At 56.2% G+C, this 26,991-nt stretch carries 15 protein-coding genes; 8 read left to right on the top strand and 7 right to left on the bottom strand.

Annotation, left to right across the window (positions count from 1 at the left end; translation table 11 throughout):
• Positions 1-188: 188 nt before the first annotated feature.
• Positions 189-887 (bottom strand): ClpP family protease, encoded by a 699-nt coding sequence (locus PGS25_RS11440; RefSeq protein ID WP_270418764.1) that lies wholly within the window; start codon positions 885-887, stop codon positions 189-191.
• 650 nt (positions 888-1,537) lie between these two features.
• On the opposite strand from PGS25_RS11440, the gene PGS25_RS11435 reads away from it, so the two are divergent.
• From PGS25_RS11435 to prmC, 8 genes are all read left to right on the top strand, one after another.
• Entirely contained in the window at positions 1,538-2,056 is a 519-nt protein-coding gene (locus PGS25_RS11435; RefSeq protein ID WP_110435791.1) for a peptidylprolyl isomerase, read from the top strand.
• Between the two features lie 19 nt (positions 2,057-2,075).
• Entirely contained in the window at positions 2,076-2,810 is a 735-nt protein-coding gene (locus tag PGS25_RS11430; RefSeq protein ID WP_270418763.1) for a hypothetical protein, read from the top strand.
• Between the two features lie 663 nt (positions 2,811-3,473).
• Positions 3,474-4,808, top strand: a complete 1,335-nt coding sequence (locus PGS25_RS11425; RefSeq protein WP_270418762.1) for a hypothetical protein — start codon at positions 3,474-3,476, stop codon at positions 4,806-4,808.
• A 67-nt stretch (positions 4,809-4,875) separates the two neighbouring features.
• Positions 4,876-5,565 carry a response regulator transcription factor gene (locus tag PGS25_RS11420; RefSeq protein ID WP_110435794.1) on the top strand — a complete coding sequence of 230 codons (690 nt, stop codon included), beginning with the start codon at positions 4,876-4,878 and terminating at the stop codon, positions 5,563-5,565.
• 559 nt (positions 5,566-6,124) lie between these two features.
• Complete coding sequence (locus PGS25_RS11415; protein WP_118481039.1) at positions 6,125-7,675, top strand: ATP-binding protein; 1,551 nt, start codon at positions 6,125-6,127, stop codon at positions 7,673-7,675.
• Positions 7,672-8,607 carry a DUF1385 domain-containing protein gene (locus tag PGS25_RS11410; RefSeq protein WP_118729980.1) on the top strand — a complete coding sequence of 312 codons (936 nt, stop codon included), beginning with the start codon at positions 7,672-7,674 and terminating at the stop codon, positions 8,605-8,607. Before PGS25_RS11415 ends, PGS25_RS11410 begins: the two co-directional genes overlap by 4 nt.
• Positions 8,608-8,612: 5 nt before the next feature.
• On the top strand, positions 8,613-9,578 hold the full coding sequence (locus PGS25_RS11405) for a tRNA dihydrouridine synthase (protein ID WP_270418760.1): 966 nt from the start codon (positions 8,613-8,615) through the stop codon (positions 9,576-9,578).
• Between the two features lie 20 nt (positions 9,579-9,598).
• Positions 9,599-10,486: a peptide chain release factor N(5)-glutamine methyltransferase gene (gene prmC / locus PGS25_RS11400; RefSeq protein WP_118729978.1), complete on the top strand. Its 888-nt coding sequence runs from the start codon at positions 9,599-9,601 to the stop codon at positions 10,484-10,486.
• Between the two features lie 157 nt (positions 10,487-10,643).
• Here the strand turns inward: prmC and PGS25_RS11395 are convergent, their stop codons facing one another.
• From PGS25_RS11395 to PGS25_RS11370, 6 genes are all read right to left on the bottom strand, one after another.
• Positions 10,644-12,413, bottom strand: a complete 1,770-nt coding sequence (locus PGS25_RS11395) for a prolyl oligopeptidase family serine peptidase (RefSeq protein WP_270418758.1) — start codon at positions 12,411-12,413, stop codon at positions 10,644-10,646.
• Between the two features lie 17 nt (positions 12,414-12,430).
• Entirely contained in the window at positions 12,431-13,801 is a 1,371-nt protein-coding gene (locus PGS25_RS11390) for an MFS transporter (protein ID WP_270384550.1), read from the bottom strand.
• Positions 13,802-14,016: 215 nt separating this feature from the next.
• A complete protein-coding gene (locus PGS25_RS11385) occupies positions 14,017-16,464 on the bottom strand; it encodes a GH39 family glycosyl hydrolase (RefSeq protein ID WP_270418756.1) in 2,448 nt (815 codons plus the stop codon).
• 303 nt (positions 16,465-16,767) lie between these two features.
• Entirely contained in the window at positions 16,768-26,109 is a 9,342-nt protein-coding gene (locus PGS25_RS11380; RefSeq protein ID WP_270418754.1) for an InlB B-repeat-containing protein, read from the bottom strand.
• Positions 26,106-26,504 carry a hypothetical protein gene (locus tag PGS25_RS11375; protein ID WP_118761830.1) on the bottom strand — a complete coding sequence of 133 codons (399 nt, stop codon included), beginning with the start codon at positions 26,502-26,504 and terminating at the stop codon, positions 26,106-26,108. The genes PGS25_RS11380 and PGS25_RS11375 overlap by 4 nt, the downstream gene beginning before the upstream one ends.
• Positions 26,501-26,854, bottom strand: coding sequence for a response regulator transcription factor (locus tag PGS25_RS11370; protein WP_118761829.1), 354 nt, complete (start codon positions 26,852-26,854; stop codon positions 26,501-26,503). Before PGS25_RS11370 ends, PGS25_RS11375 begins: the two co-directional genes overlap by 4 nt.
• Between the last annotated feature and the right edge of the window lie 137 nt (positions 26,855-26,991).

The raw sequence follows: 26,991 nt of genomic DNA, 5'->3' as shown, positions 1-26,991 counted from the left end.
CGGCCACATTTTTTCTTCCCTTGTATAAATTCCGAGATACACAAGGTGAATTGCCGCATAGCGGCAAGAGAGGGTGGCCTGGGCCATGCTCCCGGAATTTATGAATTTGCTTCGCAAATTCTATTTTATGCGTGCTGCCGCACGAAACGCAAAACGCCAATCTGACTTTTTGACAGACTGAGAGACGGTTATTTACCGTCTCTTTTTTGCGTTTTGTGCTCGCCAATCATCGTATAGAGCGCTTCCAGCGCATCCGAAAGCGTGCCGACCTCATCAATCAGTCCGAGTGCGGCGGCCTGATTGCCGGAGATCACGGTGCCGACATCGGCGGTCAGCTGACCGGTTTCGCGCATAAGCTGCTGCAGACGCTCGGCGGTGATATGTGAGTGCGAGGTGATGAAATCCACGATGCGCTCCTGAATTTTCGCCAGATACTCGAATGCCTGCGGCACAGCAATGATCGTGCCGTTCATCCGCACCGGATGAATGGTCATGGCGGCGGAAACGGCGATAAAGCTCTTTTTGGCGGCAACGGCCAGCGGTACGCCGATCGAATGCCCGCCGCCGAGCACGAGCGACACGGTCGGCTTTTTCATGCCCGCGATCAGCTCAGCGATGGCAAGTCCGGCTTCTACATCGCCGCCGACCGTGTTGAGCAGCACGAGCAGACCGTCGATTTCGTCGGCCTGCTCAACTGCCGCAATCTGCGGGATGAGGTGCTCGTACTTGGTGGTTTTGTTCTGTGCGGGCAGTTCCATGTGGCCCTCGATCTGGCCGACAATGGTGATGCAGTGTATCGTTCCGCGCGCTGTTTTTGCCGTAATCGAGCCGGTTTCCGCGATGGCATTCTGTTCCGGTGCGGCAATGGACGGGGTTTCTTCGGACATAGATGATCCCTCCTGAAGTGGTGAATTTGCCCTAATCACAAGTTTTCCACAAGGTGCGGTGGATTATGCAGCGGTGGTTTTTCCACAGCCGATATTACAATGCGTAGTCGAAAAACCGAGATATACGGCGGCTTGCGAGGGTGTATACAAAAAGTTATCCACTTTATGCACAAGGTTATCCCCAGATACCCTGTGGAAAGTCCTGTGGATAAAGTGGATTACCAGTTTTTGTGACAGGTTTTTACAGCGGTATCCTGCGGAGCGGTCGCCGCTCTCTGATTTGCGCCAGACTATCTAACAAGGAAAAGGTAGGCGTTCAAAAAGGAAGGGCACTCATTTAATCCGAGCACGGCGCGGAAACAAGGTTTAGCAGCCTACGGGCAAACCGCAGATGTCTCTTCCTTTTTGTCCCCGCCGCGGACACGGCAATTCCCTGCTGAATTTCAGCGAAAAACACCATGCCCGGACAGGGTGAACCGCCTGCACGGTTCAAGTGCCCCAGTTGATCAGCGCAAAATAATGGACAGCTGCCGCTGTTCGACAAACACCACTTGCCGTTCTACTCCAAATTTGCTACAATAGAAGTACATATATGTACAGCTCGGCTGTGCATATGCTGCAAAATGACAAAAATTATGGAGTTGATATCAATGAGCAATCCTATCGTTACGATTGAAATGGAAAATGGCGGCGTAATCCGCGCAGAGCTGTACCCGGAAGTTGCACCGAACACGGTTCGCAACTTTGTTTCTCTGGTGCAGAAGGGCTTTTATGACGGCACGATCTTCCATCGTGTCATCCCGGGCTTTATGATTCAGGGCGGTGACCCGGAAGGCACCGGCATGGGCGGCCCCGGTTATGAGATCCGCGGCGAGTTTACCGCAAACGGCTTCCAGAATGACCTGAACCACACCCGCGGTGTTCTGTCTATGGCGCGTACCGCTGCACCGGACTCCGCAGGCAGCCAGTTCTTTATTATGACCGAGGACGCACCGCATCTGGACGGTCAGTATGCTTCCTTCGGCATGGTTATCGACGGCATGGACATTGTTGATGCCATCGTCAACACCAAGCGCGACTGGCACGACCGTCCGCGCGAGGAGCAGAAGATGAAGTCCGTTACCGTGGATACGCAGGGCGTAGAGTACGAGGCTCCGGAGACCCTGTAACAGAGGGAGAGGATCGGTATTGTACTATACCAATAAGGAGACTTTTGTCCTGTCTGCGGACGGCTGCATGGATACCGAACGCGGCGGACTGGAATCCATTCTGGCCGGCAACGACGAGGGCGCAAAAGGCTGCTGTTTTTCGGTTGCCATGTCATCGGACGGTATTGCTGTGCTTTCGTCGGACGGCTGTGTTGCCGCGCCCGACGGCACGAGGCTGCCCGTCCGCGATTATAGCTACGCGGAGCTGCATCAGGCGGCGCCGCAGCTGACGCCGGTTAGTCAGGCGATCGAGCTGGCACGCACCTGTCAGGGCAAGATTGCCATCACCGTGCACGATCAGACCATGCTGCGGCAGCTGCGTATGACGCTGCGGTATGCGGATTGTCTGGATGATACGATCATCATCGGTCTGGGGCTGGTGGAAGCGGCTCGTGTAGCGTCTGCCAATCCGGATTTACATATCATGGGTGAGATGCCCAATCTGCCGAGCGAGATTGACGCGCTGGTCAATGCCGCGCAGACAACCGGCCTGTTCGGTCTGCGGGCCGAGCCGAAGGATTTGTCCGAGCGGCTGGTTTCGGCGTGCCGACAGGCGGGGCTGTTCACCATGAGCCGATGCACGGACGATCCCAATACGCTTGCGGAACTCATCCGCAAAGGCGTAAACTTTATCGAAACACGCCGGCCGGACATCACGGCGGCGCTGCTGCCTGCCGGTGAGGCTGAACCGCACGGTATTCCGCTGAGATACTGATGAAATCCCGTAAAAGGACGCACATAGTGCGTCCTTTTCAGCTTGTCGAAAAAGTCAGATTTCTATTTTGTGCTTCGTGCGACAGCACGCATAAAATAGAATTTGCGCAGCAAATTCATAAAAACCGGGGGCGTGTACCTCGGGTTTTATACAAGGGAAGAAAAAATGTGTCCGGAGGACGCGGTTTTTCTTCAGCATTCGATCGAAAGCGTGGTTTCGATCGAGAGGCTGCTCGAAAAACGATAGTTTTTCGACAGCCTCAAAGGACGCACATAGTGCGTCCTTTTAAAGTTAATTCGCGCGATAGCGCACATCAAATAGGATTTGCTGTGCAAATTCTAAAAATCCGGGGATATGTGCCACGCAGCGCGACCGAGAAGCCGCGCAAGGATAGCGTTCGGATTTTTGACCTATAGAGCGAGAAAATTTCGGCCGCCAAGAGGAACGGTCTACGGTCCGTTCCTCTTGGCGGCAAAGCTGTAGTTTCGCGACAGCCTGAGGGCGGACCTTTGGTCCGTCCTTTTTCTATCCCTTTCTGCTTGAAATCCTGCAAAATTTGCGTAAATTTCAGTACCACACGCTGCCTGAATGTGCTATACTTAATATGTATAGGTGCCTGCACCTGTCAACCAATATTTGTATCATTTTAGGTAGGAGAGCTCCATGAGATCACTGCGAATTTTACCGGCGCTGCTGTTCCTTTTGCTGCTGGGCGGCTGTGTGTTTCCATCGGGCGATGAGCTGTTGGCCGCGCCCAAACCATCCAGCAATTACCAAAGTCTGCAGACTGAGCTGGAAAAGCAGCTTGCGCAGGGCGTATCCTACGCCTCGCCAAGCGAGGGTGAAAACCGTTCGTCTATTCAGCTTGCCGATTTGGACAACGACGGCGTGGAGGAGGCCATCACGTTTTTCCGCGGCGCCACCTCGGCGACGAGCAACAAATTTACGGTAGCTGTTTACCGCAAGCAGGATGACAGCTACGTCTGCACCGGCACGATCGACGGCCGCGGAACGGCATTGCGTTCGGTCGAATTTCCGGTACTTGAGCCGAGCGGCAAGCGCGGCATGGTCCTCACCTGGCGCCTGCCGGGCGACGGAACAGGTGCGCTTACCATGTGCGATTTTGACGAAAACTGCACGCCGGGTATCATTCTCGAAACCGAATATACCGCTATGGAGTTGACCGATCTGACCGACAACGGTGCAAAGGATCTGCTGCTGATCACGAGTGACACCTCCGGCAAGCGCGTGGCACGCCTGTACCAATATGACAGCGGCTCCATGCTGCCGGCCGGTGAGACGGCGACCAGTCAGGGGGCGGCTGCGGTTGAGCACATGCAGTCCGGCCGTGTGCAGGACAGCAAGACCGCTGTGTTTGCTGAGGAAAAGGTGGCGAATGGCGCCGGTCTGACGACGGATATTTTCGTCTACTCGAACGACACGCTGCGCAATCTGGCACTGGACGGCGAGGATACCGCCAGCCACAGCACCTACCGTCCGGTGGCGGTCTACGCGAGCGATGTCAACGGCGACGGCATCACCGAGCTGCCGCGTGCAGTGCTGATGGCGGGCTATAAGGACACATCCTCGTCCGATGCGGTGTATATGCTCGACTGGTATGCCTACGGCATCGGCAAAGTTCCGACCAAGGTTGCAACCACTTATCAGAACATTTCGGATGCGTGGAGCCTGCTGATCGACCAGAAATGGCATAACCGCATCACCGCAATCAAGGCAAACGACGGCGGACTCAGCTATGTGGAATTTTTTGAGTACCGTAAGAATAAAATGTCCATCCCGCTGTTTAACATTTACTGCGCGACCGGCTCCAACCGTGAATACTACGCCGAGCGCACCGATCTGATCCAGCTGGGACAGACCACGCAGGCCATCTACTTCGCCAAGCTGACAAATGAAGGCGAGCAGAGCGAGCTGGCGCTGACCGGAGACGAGATCAAAGCCCGATTCTCGCTGGTCAACCAGGCGTGGAACAATTAAGAATCATCAAACGCCGCAGAAACGCGGCAGTTACCAATAAGCGCTAAAAGTACAGGAGGATATTACAATGAAGCGCAAAATTCTGGTTCTGGAAGATGAAGAGAATATCCGCTCCTTTCTGGTTCTCAACCTGAAACGCAGCGGTTACGAGGTAATAGAGGCCGAAACCGGCGAAATAGCACTGGAAAAGTACCATGAAAATCAGGATATCGCGGTTGCGGTGTTGGATGTTATGCTGCCCGGCATCGACGGCTACGAGGTCTGCCGCGCCATGCGCGGCGCGGGCTATCAGGCGGGCGTTATCATGCTGACCGCCCGCACGCAGGAAGCGGACAAGGTAACCGGCCTGATGAACGGTGCGGACGATTATGTCACCAAGCCGTTTTCGGTTATCGAGCTGGCGGCGCGTGTGGACGCGCTGTACCGCCGGGTGTCCGGTTCGCCGTTCTCTGAGGACGATGTGATCAAATCCGGTCCGTTCAAGCTGAATCTGCGCGCCCGCGAGGTGCTCAAGAACGGTGTGAAGATCGAGCTGACGCAGATCGAATACGGTCTGCTCAAGGCGTTTATGCAGAACATCGGCAAGGCGCTTTCGCGCGATGAGCTGCTCGAAATGGTCTGGGGACACCACTATGTGGGCGAGCTGAAGATTGTGGATGTGAATATCCGCCGTCTGCGGATTAAAATTGAGGATTCGCCGGCGGATCCGACCCATATTGTAACGGTCCGCGGCTACGGTTATATGTGGGAGGGCTGATATAGCCAATCGCCGCACCCGCGGCGGGAGAAACGGCGGCGGTTTCGCCGCAGAAACCAAAAGGGTAGACACCTGCGGTTTCTACCCTCTTGGGACTCCCGTTTCCCTTTGTTTCATGGTCTGGCGCAGACCAGAGACCGGCGACCGCTCCGAAATAGGGGAACGGCAGAGGATTTTTTCTACCGTAGGGAAGCACAGTGTGCTCCCATGCCCTAACCGATGCACAGTGTCAGACAGCATACTGCTACACAGGCGGTTTTATCTTCGCAGGCGCGACACAAGGTGAATTGCGTGGAGTAAACCGTATGTATAGCAGTTAGAAAACAGCTTGAGCATCTGAGGTAGAGAAATGCCTCTACGGAAGATGAACGGTACGCCCGTTCCCCTATAGTCTCAGTTATGAATTATCGCCGTGCCCTCTAAGGGAAAGAGGAAGATTCACAAGAAGGAGGAAACCGCAGGTTGCTTCCTTCTTGTGCCCCGCCGGGTAGGCGAATTCCCGCGCGGCGTCAGCGCACATTCTGCCGCTTGGTAAGCGGCATTAGAAAGGTCATTTTCTATGACAAATCGCAAGCAAAAACGCAAACCGGAACCGCCTCCGAAGCCGGAGGTACCAAAGGTACAGCACTCGCCGGGCGGCATCAAGGGCCGCTGGCTGGTGAACTCTTTGTCCTTCGTGCTCGTCATTCTGGCTGTTGTGGTCATTTTGATCTCTGTCGGTGTTTCGGGATATTACTATGCCACCGTGCGCGACAACCTCGCGTCACGCGCGGCGACCACGTCGGACACATTCCGCAAATACTTCACCGACACCTACGATCAGTTTTACACGCAGGCGGAGGCAACCGTCACCACATTTCAGGATCAGGACAAGTTTGAACAGCAGTTTTTGGACGCAAACGGCCGTATTCTGCTGTCCACCTCGGGCTTATCCGGTGGCGGCGTTGCTTCGACCGAGGATGCCTCGCAGGCGCTTTCCGGTCAGAAAACCGCAGTTTTCACGGGCAGAGACCCGCTTTCCGGCGAGCGCGTGATGAGTGTCACAGCGCCGCTGCTGAGTGCGCGCGGCGATCTGGTCGGCGGCGTGCGGTATATCACCTCACTGCGTATCGTCGAACGGCAGATCTGGATAATCGTCGGCTGCTCTCTGCTGGCATGCCTGCTGTTCCTCATGCTGGTTGTGGCATCGAACAGTTATTTTATCCGGTCGATCGTCGATCCGGTGCTCAAAATCAACACCATCGCCAAGGAGATCGCGGCCGGACGCTACGGCGTGCGCCTGCAGAAGACCTACGATGACGAGATTGGTGAGCTGTGCGATACCATCAATTATATGTCGGACGAGATCAGCCGCGCCGAACGCATGAAAAACGATTTCATTTCTTCGGTTTCACACGAGCTGCGTACACCGCTGACTGCCATCGGCGGCTGGAGTGAGACACTGCTGGCCGGCGGCGGCGAGGACCCGGAGGAGGTTATGCAGGGCCTGACGATCATCCAGAAGGAGGCGGGCCGTCTGACCCGCATGGTCGAGGAGCTGCTGGACTTTGCGCGCATCGAATCCGGCCGCATGAAGCTGGAGATCGAGACGTTTGATATGTCCATCGAGCTGTATGAAGCGGTTTATATGTATGAAAACCTGCTCAAAAAGAGCGGAATCCGCCTGCTGTACGACGAAGATGTGGATGCAAACTACTACATCAACGGCGATCGCCACCGCATGAAGCAGGTGTTTTTGAATATTCTGGACAACGCCGCGAAATACGGCGGCGACGGCAAGCAGATTGATATTGACCTTAAACGTGACGGCGGCAACATCGTTGCGTCTGTGCGCGACTACGGTCAGGGTATTCCCGAAGCTGAGCTGCCGTTCGTCAAGGAGAAATTCTACAAGGGGTCATCCAAGCAGCGCGGCAGCGGCATCGGCCTTGCCGTGACAGAGGAAATCGTTTCCATGCACGGCGGCACGCTGGATATCGCGTCCGAGGTCGGCAAGGGAACGACGGTTACCGTCACCATGCCGTCTGCCAAGTCCGAGGAGGCGCTCGGCATTACCGGTGCCATTCCGAAGGCATCTGAAACCCCGTTTACCGAAGGAGAGCATTCATGACAACGCAAAAGAAAACCACCATCGGTGGTCAGGCAATCATCGAGGGTATTGTAATGAAGGGACCTAAGAAGTCCTGCACGGTCGTGCGTAAGGCGAACGGCGAGCTTGTCAGCAAGACCGAACCGACGCCGAGCCGTGCCCCGATTTGGGAAAAGCCGATTTTCCGCGGCGCGTATACGCTGTTCACCGCTATGAAGGAGGGCATGCAGGCCATCAACTACTCCGCGTCCTTCTTTGAGGACGAGGAAGCCGATGTGCCGCCGTCCAAGTTTGAACTCTGGCTGGAAAAGAAATTCGGCTCGGAGGGTCTGAACAAGATCATCCTGAGCATTTCGACTGTCATCGGCATTGCCCTGCCGATCGGCCTGTTCATCCTGCTGCCGAGCTTTCTCGGCGGTTTTGTGCCGAAAACCTGGGGTGTGCTCGCGCGTAATGTACTCGAGGGCTGCGTGCGCGTCATTCTGTTCCTGCTGTTCATGTGGTCGGTGTCGCATATGAAGGACATCCGCCGCACGTTCGAGTACCACGGCGCAGAGCACAAGACCATTTTCTGCTACGAAGCAGGCGAAGAACTGACCGTTGAAAATGTTCGCAAACAGGGCAAATACCACCCGAGATGCGGCACCAGCTTCATGTTTGTGCTGATTATCATTGCGACTATCGTTTCGTCGATCGTCTTTTCCATCATCGACATTACCAATCCGTTCGTGCGCATGCTCGCGCATTTGATCCTGCTGCCGCTTGTTGTCGGCATAAGCTACGAGTTTAACCGCTACGCCGGCCGCTCGGAGAGCTTGCTCTCGCGTGCGCTGCGCTGGCCGGGACTGATGGTGCAGCACCTGACCGTATTCGAGCCGGACGATTCCATGATCGAGGTTGCGATCACCGCGATGAAGGCGGTTATTCCGGATGACGGCTCGGACGAGTGGTAAGCGCCATGCACTATTATTTTGCGCCGATGGAAGGCGTGACCGGTGCGGTCTATCGCCGGACGCACCACGAATTTTTCTCAGGTGTGGACAAGTATTTCATGCCGTTTATCACACCGACCACGAATGAAAAGCTGACGCCGCGGCAAAAGCGCGATGTCCTGCCGGAGTATAACGAGGGCGTGCCTGCGGTTCCGCAGTTGCTTACCAAGTCTGCCGCGGACTGCATCTGGGCGGTGAATGCACTGCATGACCTCGGGTATCCCGAGGTCAATCTCAACCTTGGCTGTCCGTCCGGCACGGTGACGGCCAAGGGAAAGGGAGCCGGATTTCTCGCACATCCGGACGAGCTGGACCGGTTTTTTGACGAAGTTTTCGCAAAATGCGAGGGGATTTCGGTAAAAACCCGTCTCGGCGTGCATGAGGCAAGCGAGTTTGACAAGCTGCTCGAGATTTACAACCGCTATCCCATCACCGAGCTGACCATCCATCCGCGCGTACGGCAGGATTTCTACAAGGGAAGGGTCCGGGAGGCAGACTTTGCGGCGGCGCTGCCGCGCTGCAGCATGCCCGTATGCTACAACGGCGATCTCATCACCGAGCGGGATGTGGGCACCGTCAGCGAACGCTATCCCGATTTACCGGCGGTGATGATCGGCCGTGCGCTGATTGCCGATCCGTCTCTCGTGGCGCGCCTGACCGGCGGCAAGGCCGCAGACGCAAAAACGCTCGAGACCTTCCACGATACATTGTTCATGCGCTACTGCGAAGCCTTCGGCGACAGCCGGATTGCCATGCTGCGCATGAAGGAAATCTGGTTTTACCATCTGAATCTGTTTGAAAACAGCGAAAAACCGGGAAAAGCGATTAAAAAAGCCAAAAATGCCGCAGAATTTCAGTCGGCGGCCGCAGCCGTGTTCCGTAATTGCAGGGTGCGGGCGAACGCCGTGCCGCTGTGGTTCAAACCCGCGTAAATTTTAGGAGTTGACCCTGTGTGACCAAGACTATCAACGATGTTTACATGCAGCTTTTCCGCCGTTTGAAAGAGGGCGGCGACCCGATGCCGCAGCTGACCGCGCGGGAGATTACCGCCTACGCCTGCAAAGCGGACAAAAAGCAGACGGCCGGCTGGTCCCATTTCTACGTTGAGGATACGACCGTGGACTACGCCGGTCTGCTGTGCGACCGCTGTCTGGACGGCGAGCCGCTGGCGTACATTATCGGCGAATGGGATTTTTACGGCCTGACCTTCAAGGTGGACCGTTCGGTGCTCATTCCGCGCTCGGACACCGAGCGCCTGTGCGAGCTGGTCATTGAGCAGGCCAAAGAGCGGGTTTCACCTCGTATTCTCGATTTGTGCTGCGGCTCGGGCTGCATCGGCATTGCGGCGGCGCACACGGTCGAGGATGCCCGCGTGACCGCGATCGACCTGTCGGACGGTGCGCTGCACATTACCCGCGAGAATGCCCGTGATCTGGGCGTGAGCAGCCGTCTGCTGACCATGAAAGCCGATGTTATGCACGCGCCTCCGCGCGGACTTGGGCAGTTTGATATTATCGTTTCCAATCCGCCGTACGTTACCGAGGACGAAATGCAGATGCTCGACCGCAGTGTAGCCGATTTTGAGCCGCATGAGGCGCTTTACGGCGGCGAGGACGGTCTGGATTTCTATCACGCCATCTGCGACAGCTGGGGTGAACTGCTGGTGCCGAACGGCAGGCTGCTGTTCGAGTGCGGCTGGCAGCAGGCCGACGACGTGGCCGGCATCATGCAGCGGCACGGCTACAAGGATGTCACTATCACCGAGGATTACAGCGGCGTGCCGCGCATTGTGTACGGCACGAATAACCGTCCGGATGTGGATTTGACGAGGGATGCGTAAATCGGGATTTGCGGGAGTGTCGCCGTTATGGTTAGAGAATTGCGGAAAGAAGATATAAATAAGCGCGCGTTGTAAAATGAAGTTGCGCATTTAGTCAAATAAAAGGCCCTCGCTATGGATTATCCAATCATATGTAAAGGAAGTAGTAGATTAGCTATCAGCTGCGGGAGAACTTACTGAAGAATTCTTCCCAAATGCGGAACGACATTTCCGGCATAGTAGCATGCGGCATGTAGTCCACCTGCGTGAACTGCACGGGAGCCGTGCTCTCACGGTCGAAGTAATGATCTTTGAAGCGACCATTGACCGTGTTAGCGCACTGTGCCCAATCGGCGGGAATCATATCAGCCTTGCCGTTGCGTTTGAGCCACAGCTCGACGGTCAGACCGGTTTCGTTCTCGTGGGTTGGTTCACACGGAATGAGCCATTCCTCATTCATGCCCCAGAACATCCAGATTGGAAGCTGTACGCCGTTTTCGGCGGCATACGGCAGGGAAGTCATTTTCTCATACGCATCGCCGAAGAATGCACCCGAGCAGGGGGCGACAGCGGCAAAGCGCTCGGTCAGTCCCAACGCCAGCATTTCGGTCATCAGCGAGCCCCACGAGTGACCGGTTGCGAACACGCGGTGCTCGTCCACCGGATACTCGGCAATCATCTTGTCCAGCAGGAACGAGAAGAATTTCAGTTCATCCGGGCGGTCGTCCTCAAGGAACACGTTCCATGCGTTGAGCGGCGCCCAGTCTGGCATAAGACCCTGCTCAGGCATGTCAACCTTGGCGTGCAGTGCGGTCGGGAACACAACGATGAAACCATGCTTGTCCGCCACATCATACCAACCGCTGTTGCCGGCGTAGATTTCACCGGTACAGGTGTAGCCATGCATGGCCAGCACGAGCGGCACCTTCTTTTCGGGATTTTGCCGTACCGACTGCGGAATGTAAACATACCATTCTCGCATCCAGCCGTCAAATTCCTCGTAGTGGTACTCCATGCCGAGGTCGCGGACCGGATCCTTTGTCACGCGCAGTTCACCGCCGGGACTGCTCATCCAGCGGCGCTGACGATAGAGAAAGTCCTTCCAGATACGGCGCTGCAGGCGTTTGGCATACTGCTCGGATGCACTGGGAATACTGCTGTGGCAGACACGGTACGCTTCCTTCTCCTGATTAGGCGCGTAAGGTGTTTCCTTCACGCGGTAATACTCGTACTGATCGGGAGACAGCTGACGGCCTTCTTCGGCTTCACATGCATTGCGCCAGTAGGTGAGGATAGCGTCGCCGGTACCGGTAGATACGGTCGGATCGTCGATAATCCACGCGGGCATCGGGATATCCTGCTTGTGAATGTCCTTGCGATGTTCCGGATCCTCAAAGCCGTCCAGATTGAGGGCATACGCCTGTCCGCAGTCGGTCAGATACTGCTCGGAAACTGCCGAGCCGCCGACCGAAGCCACACCTGCGAAGAACGCCGGATCGTAAGCCGCCGCCATATTGGCGAGCACGCCGCCTTCCTTACAGCCAACCAGATAGAACTTGGATTCGTGGACACAGAACAGCTTGCGGTCTGCGGCGGCAAGGGCTGCTGCGTTGATATACGCAACATCGCCATCCGGTGTGCCGTAGGCTTCGTTCGTGTTCCATGCGCCGTTTTCCGGCTCAAGGAAGAACACGATCAGACGTTCCTTGCACTCCTCGGTGTCCGCGATCTCACACCAGCCGCTGTGCTCGAGCAGATCATCGGCGGTCTGGCCGTTTTCTCCCAGCACAAGAATACCGGCGGTGGATTCGCGGATATCATGCGGTACATAGGCCAGCATGCGGCGTTTTTTGCCCGCGTATTCTACCGGCAGCTCAAACGTGCCGGAGAACTTGGGGGCGTAGGGATTTTTCGGGTCGCATATGTCTAAAATTTTATGGGTATACATGTTGTTCACGCTTTCTGTTACGCCGTACGGCCGGTGAGATCCTTCATAATGCCGTCGTATTCCTTATCCAGATGGTAAACCAGCATAAGGATGATAACCAAGGCCCATGCGATCATGTTGCCGTAAATGTAAAGGTTCTTGACCATGCTTATTGCGGAGGGAATCTCCACTTCCAGACCGGTAAAGCCGGAAACCTCCATCAGCTGACCAACAAGCCAGCCTGCAACGCCGCCGCCGAACTTCTGGCCGACAGTGAATGCGGAGAAGATGAGGGCCTGCACACGGATACCGGTCTTCCAGTGACCGTACTCGATAACATCAGCCAGCATGGTGAAGATGCAGCCGTAGAACGGGGCTTCGCCGATACCGCGCATAACGGCAGCGGCCATAACCATGGTCATATTCTGCGGTGCAAACAGGACAACGACCTGACCGAGCACGCAGAGCACTGCGCCGAACAGAACCAGATTGCGCTTGCCGAACTTCTTGATGAACGGGGCAAGACAGATGATAGCAATAATCTTCGGAATGTTCTCGAAACTCTGCATAACGCCCATGACTTCGACGTTACCCAGCATATACTGTGCGTAGTAAGTAGCAACGGTGCCGTTTACGTTCTGGTACAGAGCAACGGCTATCATCGTGAGAGTAAGAACGATGAAATACTTGTTCTTCAGGGTAGCCTTCAGGCGCTGTGCGAACGGCATCGCCTCGGCTTCCTTGGCTGCATCAGTGTGGAAACGCTCCTGACAGCCCTTATAGCAGAACAGCAGCATGAAGAAAGCAACGATGGAGTAAATCGCGCAAACGGTGATCCATGCCTTCTGGCCGCCGCCGAGCATGTTGATGAACGGCAGGGTAAGTGCGGTAACGATCAGGTTACCGATCGGGGACATGGCCATGCGGAACAGATTGAGCTTTGCAAGGTCATCGTCATTGCGGGTCATCATCGGCGCCAGGTTGGAATACGGCAGGTTGAGTGCGGTATATACGCCGGTGGTGCACAGGTTATAGGTGATGAATACATAGATCGCCTGCACCATCGTGCTTGAATGTGGCGGCACGCAGAACATCAGCACGGAGGCAATACCGTAAGGTGCTGCCATCCAGAGTATCCACGCACGAGCCTTGCCCTTCGGGGAATTTACCTTGTCTACAATCTGGGCGATCAGCAGGTCGCTGATACCGTCAAATACACGAGATGCTAACAGAATCGTTCCGACAAGTGCCGCAGACATGCCGATTACGTTCGTGTAGAAGTATACGATCAGACTGGAAGTGATTGCAAATACGACGTTGCAGGCGGTGTCGCCCATGCCGTATGCGATTTTTTCCATCAGACTGGTTTTGAATGAGGTGTCATTCATTGAAAGCTGTTTTTTCGTCATTTTCCTTACCACCGTTTCGTTCAGAATCGGCTGCGCAGCGTTTCTGTTTGGGATTTGACTATAGTATAGCACGAAAAGAACAAAGAAAATACGGGATATTCATTTTGGACATAGCAATATATTTTGTATTTACTCGGAGGAGAAACCGTGTTTTTGTCGCATAATATGAAATGACAGATAAAAAAAGATCAAAAAACAGATATTTTAGAAAACGTTTATGTAAAATTCATCTTTCTGATGCGGAAAAGCCGTACCTCAAGCGGCTGCAGTGTTGTCTCGAGCCGCAGAGCGGTATCCACCTGTTCGGTGGTCAGTGTGCGGTGTGCGGAAGCGTGATCGGCCAGATATTGCAGGAAGGCTCGGTCAGGGGACGGCGGTGCACCAGCGGCAAGCCACAGGTCGAACGAGGAACCCGAGGTGCGGGTGATGTCCTGCTGCTCAATCTGGTACAGACCGCGTCTGAGAGCGGGAAATGTGACCTGAAACCGCACGACCTTGCCGCTCTCGAATACCGAATAGGCGTCTTCCGGATGCTCCAGACGGCGGTAGCGATAGCGGTAAATGTTGTCGTAATGGGTGTAATTATATAGAATCAGCTGCCATTCCCGTTCACTTTGGGTGAAATACCAGCCGTCACCGGAAGCAATGCAGCAGTTGCCGAGCTGTCCGAGCAGGCGCAGTGCCTCATAGCCACTCTTCGGCACGCCGTTATAGGTGAACAGACCGTAGCCGCCGTGGTACATGGAATCGAAGTTCGCACGCTCGTCCATCAGATCGGAGATTGTCCAGTAGCCGAAGGCGGATACGGCATCCATATTTTCGCAGATGTTTTTGGTCAGCCAGACGGATTTGTAGCAGGTGTCGCTCGAAAGGTCGCGCTGCCATAGCGTGGAGTTCCATTCCTCGATGAAAATGCCCATGTCGGGCAATTCAAATTCGCGGCATATACCGTTCAGGTCATAGAGGAAGGTTTTAACGAAATTTGTATCCTTGGATAATACGGATGGGATAGACTGCTGACTGAGCGTATAGCTCATAAAATTTGCATCGGCGGACGAAGATTCATGCGGATAGCTTTGCACGGTCAGGAAATCCGGCAAACAGTCGTGGGCTGTGGCATACTGCAGAAAGACACGCATACCGCGCGGGTCCCATACCACACTGGACATGGCGCCCGGGCCGCCGAATTGCAGCCGTGTATCGACAGCTTTGACCGCATGGTACACGCAGTCATACAGTTCGAGATATTCATCCATGGTCATGCAGTCGAAGAACACATAGTTAATCTGAAAGGTAGAGAACTTCCACTGGGATACCTCGTCCCAGCCGTATCGGCAGATTGCATGCCGCAGAATAGCTTCAACCAGTGCGCCGAATGCTGTGCAGTCCGCACATGCAGCGGTGATCGAGCCGGTCTCGAAGATGCTGGTCTGTGCTTTCGCCAGTTCCCGGGGAATAAAGCTGAATTCCAGGAACGGGCGCAGCCCCTGCTCGAGCAGGAAGTCGATGACCATATCGAAGTAGGTGAAGCAGCACTTCACTTGCCCGTTTTCCATACCCTGATAGATGTGAAGCTCCTGATCGAGCATGCCGTGGAACCGCAGATAGCGGAAGCCGATCTCCTGCTGGATTTTGATAATCTGCTGTTGAACAGCGGCGGTCAGCAGATGCTTGGCGTATCCGGCGTTGAGCAGGGTTTTCCACGTATGACGAAGCCTGCGCGGCTGTACATTCTCATCAACCGTGATGTACCGCGTTTCGTGCGGCAGCTCGCGCTGCGGATCGGGCGGAACGGCAAACTGCAGCAGATAGGCAACGCCGTCCTGCAGTAAAGTTTCCTCGCCGGATGGGTCAGCAGCGGCTTTCTGGGTGGCATGCTGGCGGTATTGCCGCGGTGTCTGGCCGTGTTTCTGACGAAAATGTTCGATGAAAGCACTGGCGTTGTGAAATCCGCAGTCGTAGGCGATCTGAGTAATGGAATGATCCGTGCTGCGCAGCTGCTTTTCGGCGTGTTCCAGACGCAGCCCCATGACATACTGGGAGTAGGTCATATCCAGATTCTGCTTGAGGAATCGGGACAGATAGCCTTCGGACAGAAACTCGCGTGCAGCAAGCTCGCGCAGGGAAATATCCTCATTCCAGTCGGAATGAATATGATCCATGATGCGCTTCATGCGGCGCATGGTTTCCTCTCGCTTGGTATTGCTTTTTGGCACATCGGAAATGAGAAAATGCGCTGTCAGCAGATCAACGAGCTTGAGTACATTGGTGACAATACCGGAGGCGTTCTGCTCCGGATTCTGAAAGAAGTCTTGAAAAATTGTTGCAAATAATACGCGGATGGTCTGGTACTCCTGCTTTTCATTCTGGCTGGAGGCGTAGCAGAAGCAGACATTCTGTCTGCTCCAGCTGGCAAGCTGCAGCAGATTTTCGGGGATCTGCATGGCGATCATCTCGGCATTTTCCGAGCAGTTCACCTGATATAATTCAAACGGGTTGACAACCAGCAGCGCGCCTGCGGGCATGGAGTACTCGGCGGACTGGTATCGGATTGAGCTGTTTCCGTGCAGTCCGAAAAACAGCGTCAAACCGCTGCTGAACTCTGATCGGCAGATCTGGTCATGAAATGCCTGAAAGATAATCTGTTCCCGTTTGGTGCGCATGGCTGTTCCTGCTTTCTGTCGAATGTAGTGGTTTTATTGTAGCATACGGCTTCGGAAAAGTACAAGTGCGGCCTCGCGCGGAGCATAGAGACGGCACAAGTCTATTATAAAAAAGCTGCCCATGAGGTAGCTGTCTATAAAGCGGGTTTTGAGAAATAAATACTATGGCAATTGCCGGACAAGGGTTGCTGACAAAAGGGATATGTACCGTAAGATATACTATCTAACAGATGGGGTGATTTTATATGCGAAAAGGAGCAGTCATAGACTGCTCCTTTTTCATGCCATCCGGCGTATTTGGTTTTACTTTTGAACGATTTTCTCGCACCAGCGCTGCATGATTGCGGCGATCTCGGCACGAGTTGCGGTGCCGGTCGGGGCAAGAAGGTTGCCGCTCTTGCCATTCAGCACGCCTGCGCCGACAGCCCACTGCAATGCGGGAATTGCGTACTCGCTTGCCTGCAGGGCATCCGCGTAGCTGAGAAGGTTGGTGTCCTCGCCTACGCTTACGTCAATGCCCTTGCTCTGTGCGTAGCGGTACAGGATTGCTGCTGCTTGTTCACGGGTGACGGCTGCATTCGGTCGGAACGTGCCGTCTGCGTAGCCGGTTACGACCTTGTTTGCCGCTGCCCAGCCGACCGCCTTGGCGTACCATGCGTCCGCCTTAACGTCGGAGAAGCTTGCCGAAGCGCTCTGCGGCTTGTCCTCCAGATTGAACAGAATCTGCACAAGCATACCGCGTGTCAGATTGCTGTTCGGTGCAAAGGAAGTGCCGGAAACGCCGTTCATTATGCTGTGCGTCAGCACATAGTCGATGGATACATGATACCACTTACCGGTGTCAACGTCCTTAAACGGTGCCGACGGGCAATCCTTGCCACCGTCACACGGCTTGGTTTCGCCGGACGCGGCAAACGCCACATTGACCTTGGAGGACGGCATCTTGAAGGTGTATTTGCCGCTGCCGAGGTCGGTCAGCGCAACGGACTTGCCGTTTGCGTCCGTAACGGTCAGCGTGCCCTCGCCGGACACGGTAAGCGTTACGGTGTCATCTGCCGCCGCCTTAGTCTTATCTGCCTTGACGATGTTCGCCAGCGCGGACGGAATAACGATGTCGTAGGTGGTCGGTGCAACGGCTCCGCCGCCGCCACCTGCACCGCCGCCGCCGGAGGTACCGCCGGTGTGCTTAAAGCTTGCGCTGACGGAAACCGCCGCCGCATCGACCTTGTAAGTGCCGCCCGGCTGCTTGGTCGCGCCGGAAACGGTCAGCTTATCGAGCGTGTAGCCGGTTGCCGGATCTGCGGCAATGGTGAGTATATCGCCTGTCGCCAGCTTTGCGCCGTCTGTCAGAACGGTGTCGCCCAGCTTGACCGTCAGTGTGCCGTTTTGCGGTGCGGTAATGGTCAGAGGAACCATCGAATAGATGTCGGCCTTAAATGTGATAGTGCTGACAACCTTTTCCATGCGGATGCTCCAACTGCCGTCTGTCTGCAATGCGCAGCGCGTTACCGTAGCGCCTTGGAAATCCAGATTGCGGATCAGGTATCCCTCTGCGGGGCGCATTGCAAATTCGATCGTGCCGCCTTTGCGAATCTGACGTTCCGTGCCGTAATCATTGGGTGTTCTGGAACTCGTGCGGAAGGTATACTTTGCGTTGTCGGCAGGCAGATCAAACAGCGTTACATTCTCAAAATCCACTTGCACCTTGCTGTTTTCGGTCGGAGTGAGCGTGAAAGTGTTGGAGAGCTCGTCTGCTGCCGTGCCGTTTACCGTCCACGCGTGAACCATCTTACCGGAATCCGGTGCGGCGGTCAGCGTCAGCGGAGCGCCCTTGGGTACCTGAATGCCGCCGGAGGTGTCAATGGTCGTGCCATCCGCGCGTTTAACGGTCAGCTTGCCGCCGTCACCGCAGACGGTCGTAAGCGTTACCATCTGACTGATGCCGAATGCTGCATCAATGGTGTGGTCCTTCGTCACGTTGTTCAGGTTGAGTGTCAGCGCGTTGCCCTCTGCCTCGCCGTCCAGCATCCAGCCGGTCAGATATGCGCCGCTGCTCGGCTGTGCGGTGAGAACAACCGCCGCATGGTGCGGAACGGTCAGCTTGCCGCCAGTAATAGCAACGTCTGCACCGTTTACCTTGGCAGAAACCGCGCCACTGCCGCTGATATTGACGGTGACGGTGTGTGTCGGAATCGGCACAAAGCGGACGTAAACCGAGGTGTTGCCGGTCAGCGGGTCAATGACATAGGTTGTGCTTTCCACCGTACCGATGGCAGTAATGCCTGCCGCGTCTGCGTACCAGTTTTCGACCATATAGCCCGTATCGGGCACTGCCGTAAACGCAACGCGCGTGCCGGATTTTGCCTTGCCGTCTGCGTCCGGACCGGAAACCGTCAGCGTGCCGTTATCCGCGCCGCTGGTCGGGATCACGCCGTAGGTTACGGTGTATTCCGCGTCCGCGATTTCGTAGCACGCAATGATTTCGGTGTCCTCGGTGACGGTCAGGGTGTAGGTCGTTGCATCGGTTTTGTGCATCGTGCCGTTTACCTTCCAGCCGATGAAGGTGTAGCCGCTTGCCGGTGCGGACGCGGTGAACGTGATTTCGGTATCGCCCTTGACCGTATCGCCGCTCGTCAGCGATTTATCATTCGTAATGCCGCCGCCGGTCTGCGCCGAGAAGGTCACTTCGTAGGATTTGCGCTCAAGCTTTACGCGGATATCCGCGCCTTGTGTTGCCGAAACGTCACAAGCGAGGCTGTTGCCGGTATACGGCTTGCCGTTTTGCTCGTAAACGGCGCCGTTCAGCGTCCAGCCTGCGATTTTGTAGCCGTCATCCAGATTTTCGACCGTTACGGTCAGCTTGCCCTCGGCGGTGACGTTGTTGCCGTTGGCAATGGCATCGGGTTGACTCATGCCGGCACGCAGGAAGGCGGCGGACAGGCTTGCACCATGACCGGTGTCGCTGTCTTCGGCAATGCCGAAGGTAACAGCACTGCTGATCTCGGTGAACTGTACCTTGACCTCGTGCGCGGTATCGCTATCCGTGATGTTGAGCGTCGGCGCGCCTGCCTGCTCCTTGCCGTCCAGATACCATCTCTGCACCTTGTAGCCCTGATTGGGCTGTGCGGTGAACGTAACCTCCGAGCCGCTGAGAACTTCATTGCCGCTCCGGAGCGCGGTATTCGTGCCGTTGCGGGTCGCTACAGCGGAAAGTGTGCCGTTTTCGCCGGAATTGTCGTCCTCCGGTGTGGTATCCACAACCGAGAAGGTGATTTTCGCGGTCGGGATTTTCTCAAACGCAACGGAAACAGTCACATCCTCGGTGATTCCGTCGGCGTTCGGTGTATAGGTGTACGTCTGGTTATCCGAGTTTATAACCGCCGAACCGGAAACATCATTGTCGTTTACCGTCCAGCCTGCAACGCGATAGCCGCTCTCCGGCTGCGCGGTGAAGGTCAGCGCGTCCTTGCTGCCGCAGGGCAGATAGAAGCTGCTGCCGGTATGAGAGTCGCAGGTCAGCGTGCCGTTTTTACCTGCCGAAAGCGTGATTTTCGGCTGCTGACGGAAGGTTACGACCAGAGCAGCGTTGCCGTTCAGCGAGGGGATTTGATAGGTACCGCTTGCGGTCGGCGTAACGGCGTTGCCGTTCAGCTTCCAGCCGGCAATCTCATAGCCGGTGTTCGCCTTGGCGGTGAACTGAATGGTCGAGCCTTGAAGCTGGCTTTCGTCGCTCGTCAGCGCACCTGCGCCCAGCTTGACCGCCGATACCGTACCTGCCGCATCGGTGATTGCGGAGCCGTCCGCCATCTTGCCCTGAAAGGCTACGGTATAGCGGTTGAGTGCGGTGCATTTTACGGTAAAGGCGGTGTTTTCGCGCAGATCATGCAGCGCCATGACGCGGTTATCGGTGCTGAGCGTGCCTGCTGTGTCAGGTGTTGCCGTCCACGAATCCACCAGCAGACCGTCCGGCGGCGTCACGGTGATGACCGGATTTTCTCCGGTGTGCGCCGTATAGGTGAATACACCGTTCATGCCGGTCAGCTCGGTACCGCCGACCGAGACTTTTGCGCCGGTCAGCGGATTGCCGTCATTGTCCACCGGCTTAATGGTCACAACCGGATGGCTGTTTTCGACAAAATATACGATTACTGTCACATTCTCGGTGAATTTATCGAATGTATAAGTGCTGCCGGTGTAATTGTGCGTGCCGTCTGCGGTTTTGAGCGTGTTGCCGTTGACCTCCCAGCGATCGACCGCATAGCCGTCCTTGGGCTGCGCCGACACGCGGATGGTCTGACTGTAATTGACGTTTCCGCCCGAGATAAACGCACTGCCGAGTGCACCGTCCGTCAGGTAATTCGCGGTCACGCTGCCGATGGCGGTGCTGTCGGCTTTGTACGTCAGCGTGCTCGTACCGGCGGTGAAATTCACGGAAACATCTACGTTTTCGCTCAAACTGTCAATCGTGTAGCTGATGGCATTGTAGTAGGAGTCGCCCTGACCTGCAAGGTAGGAATCTCCAACCTTCCAACGGCTGACGGTGTAGCCTGCCTTGGGCTGTGCGGTGAACGTCACCTTGCTGCCTTTGGGCAGGCTGCTGCCGCTGGAAACCGGAAGCACTGCGCTCGCGGCATCCGCCTGATAGGTGATGGAAACCGTGCCGTTGGTATCGCCCTTGGCGTTTACGGTGTAGCTTTCGCCGGAAAGCGTGTAAACCGCGTTTTTCAGCAGGATATTGTACTTCTGCTGCAGCGACTTTACGGCAACGGAATCCTTCAGTGCGATATAGATGGGGTATTTACCCGGAAGGGCTGCGGTGGTGCCTTCGGAGGTCAGCGTGTAGTCCGTGCCTGCCGCAAGCGATACCGTATCCCATGCCGCCAGACCGGAAACCTTTGCGGCGGCAGGCGTGCGGTTAGTGTCGTTCAGCGCCTTGCTCGTATCGGCAGCGGACAGCGTGAGCGTGCCCTTGCTTACGATAATAACCTTGGAATCGGTAAGATTCTGACAGGTTGCGGTAATGCGGTAGTTCGTCACCAGTTTGGGCGTAAATACGCCGTTTTCGAGGGTATAGTCTGTGTCGGATCCTGCCGAAACGTACTTGCCGCTTACCAGCTTTTCCACCTTATAGGTCGCTGTGGCATTCTGCGAAGTGCCATTTTGACTGGTCAGCGTTGCGGCGAGATTTGCGCTCTCACCGTAGGTGACGTTCGCGGGTGCGGTCAGCGACAGCACCGAGCGGTTTTGCTTGTTCAGCACGAAATAGACATTCACGGACGCGGTGCTCGGCGCGTAGACGTCATCGCCGGAGTACATGGCGGTGATGGTTGCCGCGCCTTCACCCTTGGGGGCAAAGCTGCTCAGAGCGGCTTTGCTTTCGCTGACAGGTACGGTAAAGCTCTGACCCTCAATGCCCGCGCCGGAAATCGTAAAGGTGACGGTTCCAGTCATGTCGGTCGGCTGCTTGCTGTCGTTGTCCGATACCAAAGCGGAGAGGTTATACGTTTTATCGCTCTTTACCGTTTCGGTGCCGGTGGTCGTTCCGGCGGTTTCAGTCGCCTGATAGACCGGCGTCAGGTTGTTGGCGTTGATTCCGTTGACAAGGGTTGCCGCATACTGCAATGTAAACGCGGAATAGGTCGCTTTGCCGCTCTTTGTGCACAGATAAACGGTATCCTTGGTGTTTTTCGCTTCGTAGAACGAATAGGAATCACTGCCTATGGTGCCGCTCCATTTGTGCTGAACAGTGTACGACTTGCCGTTGTAGGTAATCTGCGTCGTATCATCATCTGTCGAATCGCTGAGCGCAATCGTTCGGGTATCGGTCTTGCCGTCGTTATCGGTTACGGTGATGACCGCCTGCGGCGAGGTCTGCGCAACGTCCAGAGCGGTGCTGTCGATATTGCTTGTGTCAAACGTCTGCGTCGTGCCGACCAGACCGCCGGTCAGCGTCGGCGCGGGACCTTTATAGGCGTAATACGCCGCACCGTCAAACCAGAAAAATTGGTTGCCGCCAGAGAGCAGGGAATAGGTCTTATCACCGCTCGTCAGCGTTACCGCCTTCTGACCGGTGACAGTGGTTCCCGCACTGGTCGTCAGCGTGCCGCCGGACAGCCAAACGGTGTCGTCCTTCGGTGTGATTTGAATGCTGGTCGGCACGCGAGAAACGTCCAGTGCTGCGGATTTGGTGTACAGCGAACGGTTTTTCACATACACGCGGCAGCGGTATGCATAGCCGTTCATCTCCTCCGCAGCGGTGATGGTGAGCTTCGGACCGTCCGCGCCGGAAACACCGGTGCTGTTTTTCAGTTCGCGCCACTGCGCCTTGCTGTCGGTCGTTTTCACCTGCCACTGATAGCTGACCGGCTTGGCGCCGCTGTCATCGGTGTAGGTCGCGGCGGCGGTGAAGGTCGCAGTTTTACCTGCGGCGGTCGAGGCGTCCTCCGGGTGGGTGGTGATCTCAAAATTCGCCGTACCGTTCATCGTAGTAGCGTAGGCGATTGGGCTGTCGATACTGCTGCCCTTGGTTGGACTGACCGCGCGTACGCTGAACCGGTAATCGGTGTTGGCATCGAGGTCGGTCACCTGATACTGTGTTACCGTATAGGGGACTGTTGCGATCTTGTTGTATTCGCCATGCTGGTCGATCATGCTGATCTCGTAATATGCCGCGCCGCCGCTGGATTCCCATTCCAAATCCACCGTGCTGGTGCTGACCTCGGTAACGGTCAGATTCTGGGGCATTCTGGGTGGCTGCGTGACGTTTTTGACCTCGTAGCCGACGATCCAGACCGGTGTTCCGTCAAGCTGTGCATTGTTGACGATCAGCTTCCATTCGAAGCCGTACTGCGTTGCCTCAGCAGGCAGGGAATCGACCGTGCCGGAGAACGCCGTTCCTTCCGCGCTGGACTTGCTCCAGCCGCCGCCTGCGCCGGTGCTGCCGGTCACGCCGACATAGCCCTTATTGCCGAGCAGTGCGCCGCCGCCGCCGACCTTGTAGTTCAGCTCCAGATTAAAGGCGTGGCTGTGTTCTTTGCCGGTCGTCTTGGTGATCTCCTGCGTGGTATCGGCAGTGGTGCTGCTTGCGCCCGTGTGCGCATAGGCACCGCCAAAGATAAACTCGCGCGTACCGGCGGGTTGATTGGCGTAGGTTTCCGGTTCGCCGGGCGTGGAGTAAAGCAGGTTGCCGGAAATCGGCTCCAGCCCCTTGGTTTCCGCGGCGATCTCGTCATAGCTTTCCACATCGAGCACCGCAACGGTCGGATCGAGCGCTGCGGGCAGGATGGTAGTGCTCCACTGCTTACTGTCCGGGTCGTACATCTCATAAATATAGTACTGATACGGTATGGTGTACACAACGGCCATATCGCCGCCGCCTGCCTGTGCGTTGTAGGTGACGGAGTGCTCGATTTCGGTCGATTCTGCGTAGTCATAGCTGTAGCTGGCGGACAGCTCAACCTCGTATTCGCCGCCGGCGAGCGCCTGTATCTCGAGCGAGTGATATACGCCGAGTGCCTGCGAAACGCTTGCGGTTTTGGTGTCGCCGGTGGATTTGCTTGTGCCGTAGGCGGTGCCGCCGTTGCCGATGTAGTCATACGTTTCGTTGAGGTCGGCAAAGTACGGGGAGGCCTGAAGCACGGCGTATACCTCCGGGTTGGTGTATACCGTATAGTCGGCAACGTAGCGCATGGTGATCGAGTCGTTGCCGAAATCCGGCAGCGCCAGGCTGACGAACGTGCCCGTATTGTCGTTGCGGCGGCTGGATTCCGCGATAACGCCCTCCTGCGTGCTGTAGAATATGTGGTTTTTGGTGCTGTCTGATGCGCCGCTCTTTGCGCCGGTCAGATATGCCGCACCGAGGTCCATCCAGTAGTAATCATCGCTGCCGTTGACTAGCTCCTTGCGGTGTACGCCGGCAACATAAACGAAGGATTCGCGCCATTTGTTGTACTGATCTACCGCACTTTTGTCGGATGGGTTGCTATCCACTACGCCCGCCTGCACATCGCTGATCCAGACCTGTTCCTTGGCCTTGTTCTTGCCGTTGATGTTGACCTGCGAGGTGCACACGCTGACGGACGAAAGCTGGGTCGTGATACCGCCGGTGGTGTCAAAATCGTAGATTTCTCCGCCGAGCAGTACCTCATCGTTGCTGTTGTTTGCACCGATGCCCTCCATATCCGCGCAGCCGAGCGCGATAGGCGCATGGACCGGACGGTAATAGTCCTCATCCGGGTCATCAATGTAGCTTTGCGCGATTTTCTTGCCGCTGTCACCGAGTGCCTGTGTGCGGTACTCGGACAGCTTAAACTTTTTCGACTGCGGATCGTAGTAGGCAAAGCGGTACGCAGCGGTCGTATACGCGCCGGAATCGTGCGCGGAAGAGGCGTTATTGCTCTGATAACCCGCTGCGATGAGCACCGTACCGGTGATGCCGGTATCCGGCAGGGAGAACGTGCCGAACGCGCAGTTTGCGGATACCATCGCCTGCTTGCCGTCGGCAAGCGATACGGTATCCAGACCGCTGACCGGCGTGAGCGTGCCGGATTCCTCGGTGAATACGGTCAGGTGCGCCGCCGAGGCCACATTGCTGTTGTCGGTCGGTGCGGATGCGGTAACGGCAATTTCCTCCTTGCCGTCGCGGTCGAGGTCGCCGCCGGCAAGCGTCACGACCGGGATTTTCTCGATCTGCCACTGCCACTGCGTTGCCTGCTGGTACGCGGAGGCTTTGCCGGCGTCGATCTTCAGCTGACCGGTGCGTTCCATGGAAGCGGTGTCGAATACGTCCACATAGGCGTAGCGCATGCCGTTTTCGTCTTTCCAGCGTCCGGCGTAGACGAACAGCTCGTCCTTGCCGTCGCCGTTCACATCTGCTGCGGCAACGTCCATGATGGCGTCCATTTCCTGCACATAACGGCGGGTGAAGTACGCCATGCCGCCGCCGTAGATCATGTTCTTGGTGACGGTCGGGGAGAGCGTACCGGCAGAGGAACGCTTGCCGTTATCGTTTACCTTAAATAGCGCAAGCGCAAAGCCGCCCTCCTTGTCACCGATTTCGGTCGGTGTTTTCTTATCACGACCGTAAGCACGAAGCTCGGCAATGTAGTTATCCTTGCCGTCGTCCTTGTTGAACGCGGTGCTGGTGGCATAAATGCCGGAAAAGTCGTTATTGTTGTAATCGGTCAGGTTGCGGCTGTTCGAGCTGAGCTTGCTGGCGTAGGTGTTGCCGTATTTGCCCAAGCCGAGCCCGTAGCCGTTGACGGCATAGCGGATATATGCGCCGTCCAGATTGCCCTGCACATTGCTCTTGTTGTCGCCGTCCCATACAGCGGAATCGCGGTTGTTGGTCTCCATGCGGTCGAAGCCGTCCCGGATGAGGTAGCGGTTCGCCTGCGAACCGCTCGCCGCAACATAGACCTCGCTGGCGGTGAACGCCTGCGAAACGTGCTCCTTGCTGTACGGCGCTGTCAGAGACGCGCCCTTGTCCTCGGCATTGAGCGACAGACCGAGCGCCGCATAGGTGCTGCTGTCGATCTCGCGCTCCGGTATATTGGCTGCCGCTGCCTTTGGCAGTACGATCTGCGGCAGCATTGACAGCAGCAGCGCCGCTGTCAATGTCAAGCTGATCCCTCTTTTGTATTTCATTCTGTTATGCCTCCTTTATTGTATTCCGGCTGCTGCCGCAGCAGGCGGATGAGTTCCTGTGTAATTTGATTGGGTGGGACGGTATCGGGCGGTCCCACGGGATAGAAGTGTACGCCGAGTCGCCGCGCTTCTGTGGAAAACTCGGGTCGGCGGCACAGCCACAGTATGCGCTCTCCGGGCAGATGGCTGCACAGAAAATCGCACGCGGTCAGTCCCGCCGCGCCTTGATAACCGACTACCGCCAGCCGGATTGGTACGCCGTCCCGCAGGGCATAGGCAAGCCGAACGTCGCCGCGCCGGTCGGGTGCATCGGCAAAATACAGCACCGGACAGCCACACGCCTGTTCTGCTGCGTGGAACTGCTCGCGGTCGATGCCGCAGCAGGCAATATTCATGCAGATTCCCTCCTCATGGTGTTGATCGCGCTGCGCAGTGCCGCGGTTGAAGCATCGCGCAGCAGGAATGCCGTCACGCGATATCGGAATGCGAACACCGCGTATTCCATCTCATCTGCAATCCAGAGGATAGGCAGCAGCGGCGCCCGCTGCCGCAGCTCGCGTACCGCTGTCAGACCGTCCGGACCATCCAGTGCCACAACTGCCGCATCGTAGGCGGCGGTGCAGCCGGAGAGCGCGGAAAGCGCGTTGAATTCATCAACCGGCAAAGGCTCTTCGGGAATAGCAGCGCACAGCCGCGCCTCCCACAAGTCACCGTCCAGATATCGTGCCAGCAGTGCCAGATGCATGTGTTCTCCTCCTCATCAGTACGCAAAATTTACTCACAAATCGCTCTTGTTCAATTATGCGGGATTGCCATAAAAAGCCGGACTCCGTATCGAGTCTGGCTGATTATAGTAAACTACGCTGTCCCGCCCGCGGCAAG

Source organism: Butyricicoccus sp. AM78-15b2TA (assembly GCF_027665985.1).
In the GTDB taxonomy this organism is placed as follows: Bacteria; Bacillota; Clostridia; order Oscillospirales; family Butyricicoccaceae; genus Agathobaculum; species Agathobaculum butyriciproducens.
Note: the sequence above shows the minus strand (reverse complement) of the source record. Positions and strands in the feature narration are given on the sequence as shown.

Coding starts and splice junctions, on each gene's coding strand:
- PGS25_RS11380 (WP_270418754.1), bottom strand. CDS start 26,109: ATGAAATACAAAAGAGGGATCAGCTTGACATTGACAGCGGCGCTGCTG.
- PGS25_RS11370 (WP_118761829.1), bottom strand. CDS start 26,854: ATGCATCTGGCACTGCTGGCACGATATCTGGACGGTGACTTGTGGGAG.
- PGS25_RS11425 (WP_270418762.1), top strand. CDS start 3,474: ATGAGATCACTGCGAATTTTACCGGCGCTGCTGTTCCTTTTGCTGCTG.
- PGS25_RS11405 (WP_270418760.1), top strand. CDS start 8,613: ATGCACTATTATTTTGCGCCGATGGAAGGCGTGACCGGTGCGGTCTAT.
- PGS25_RS11415 (WP_118481039.1), top strand. CDS start 6,125: ATGACAAATCGCAAGCAAAAACGCAAACCGGAACCGCCTCCGAAGCCG.
- PGS25_RS11385 (WP_270418756.1), bottom strand. CDS start 16,464: ATGCGCACCAAACGGGAACAGATTATCTTTCAGGCATTTCATGACCAG.
- PGS25_RS11390 (WP_270384550.1), bottom strand. CDS start 13,801: ATGACGAAAAAACAGCTTTCAATGAATGACACCTCATTCAAAACCAGT.
- PGS25_RS11395 (WP_270418758.1), bottom strand. CDS start 12,413: ATGTATACCCATAAAATTTTAGACATATGCGACCCGAAAAATCCCTAC.
- PGS25_RS11435 (WP_110435791.1), top strand. CDS start 1,538: ATGAGCAATCCTATCGTTACGATTGAAATGGAAAATGGCGGCGTAATC.
- PGS25_RS11440 (WP_270418764.1), bottom strand. CDS start 887: ATGTCCGAAGAAACCCCGTCCATTGCCGCACCGGAACAGAATGCCATC.
- PGS25_RS11375 (WP_118761830.1), bottom strand. CDS start 26,504: ATGAATATTGCCTGCTGCGGCATCGACCGCGAGCAGTTCCACGCAGCA.
- PGS25_RS11410 (WP_118729980.1), top strand. CDS start 7,672: ATGACAACGCAAAAGAAAACCACCATCGGTGGTCAGGCAATCATCGAG.
- PGS25_RS11420 (WP_110435794.1), top strand. CDS start 4,876: ATGAAGCGCAAAATTCTGGTTCTGGAAGATGAAGAGAATATCCGCTCC.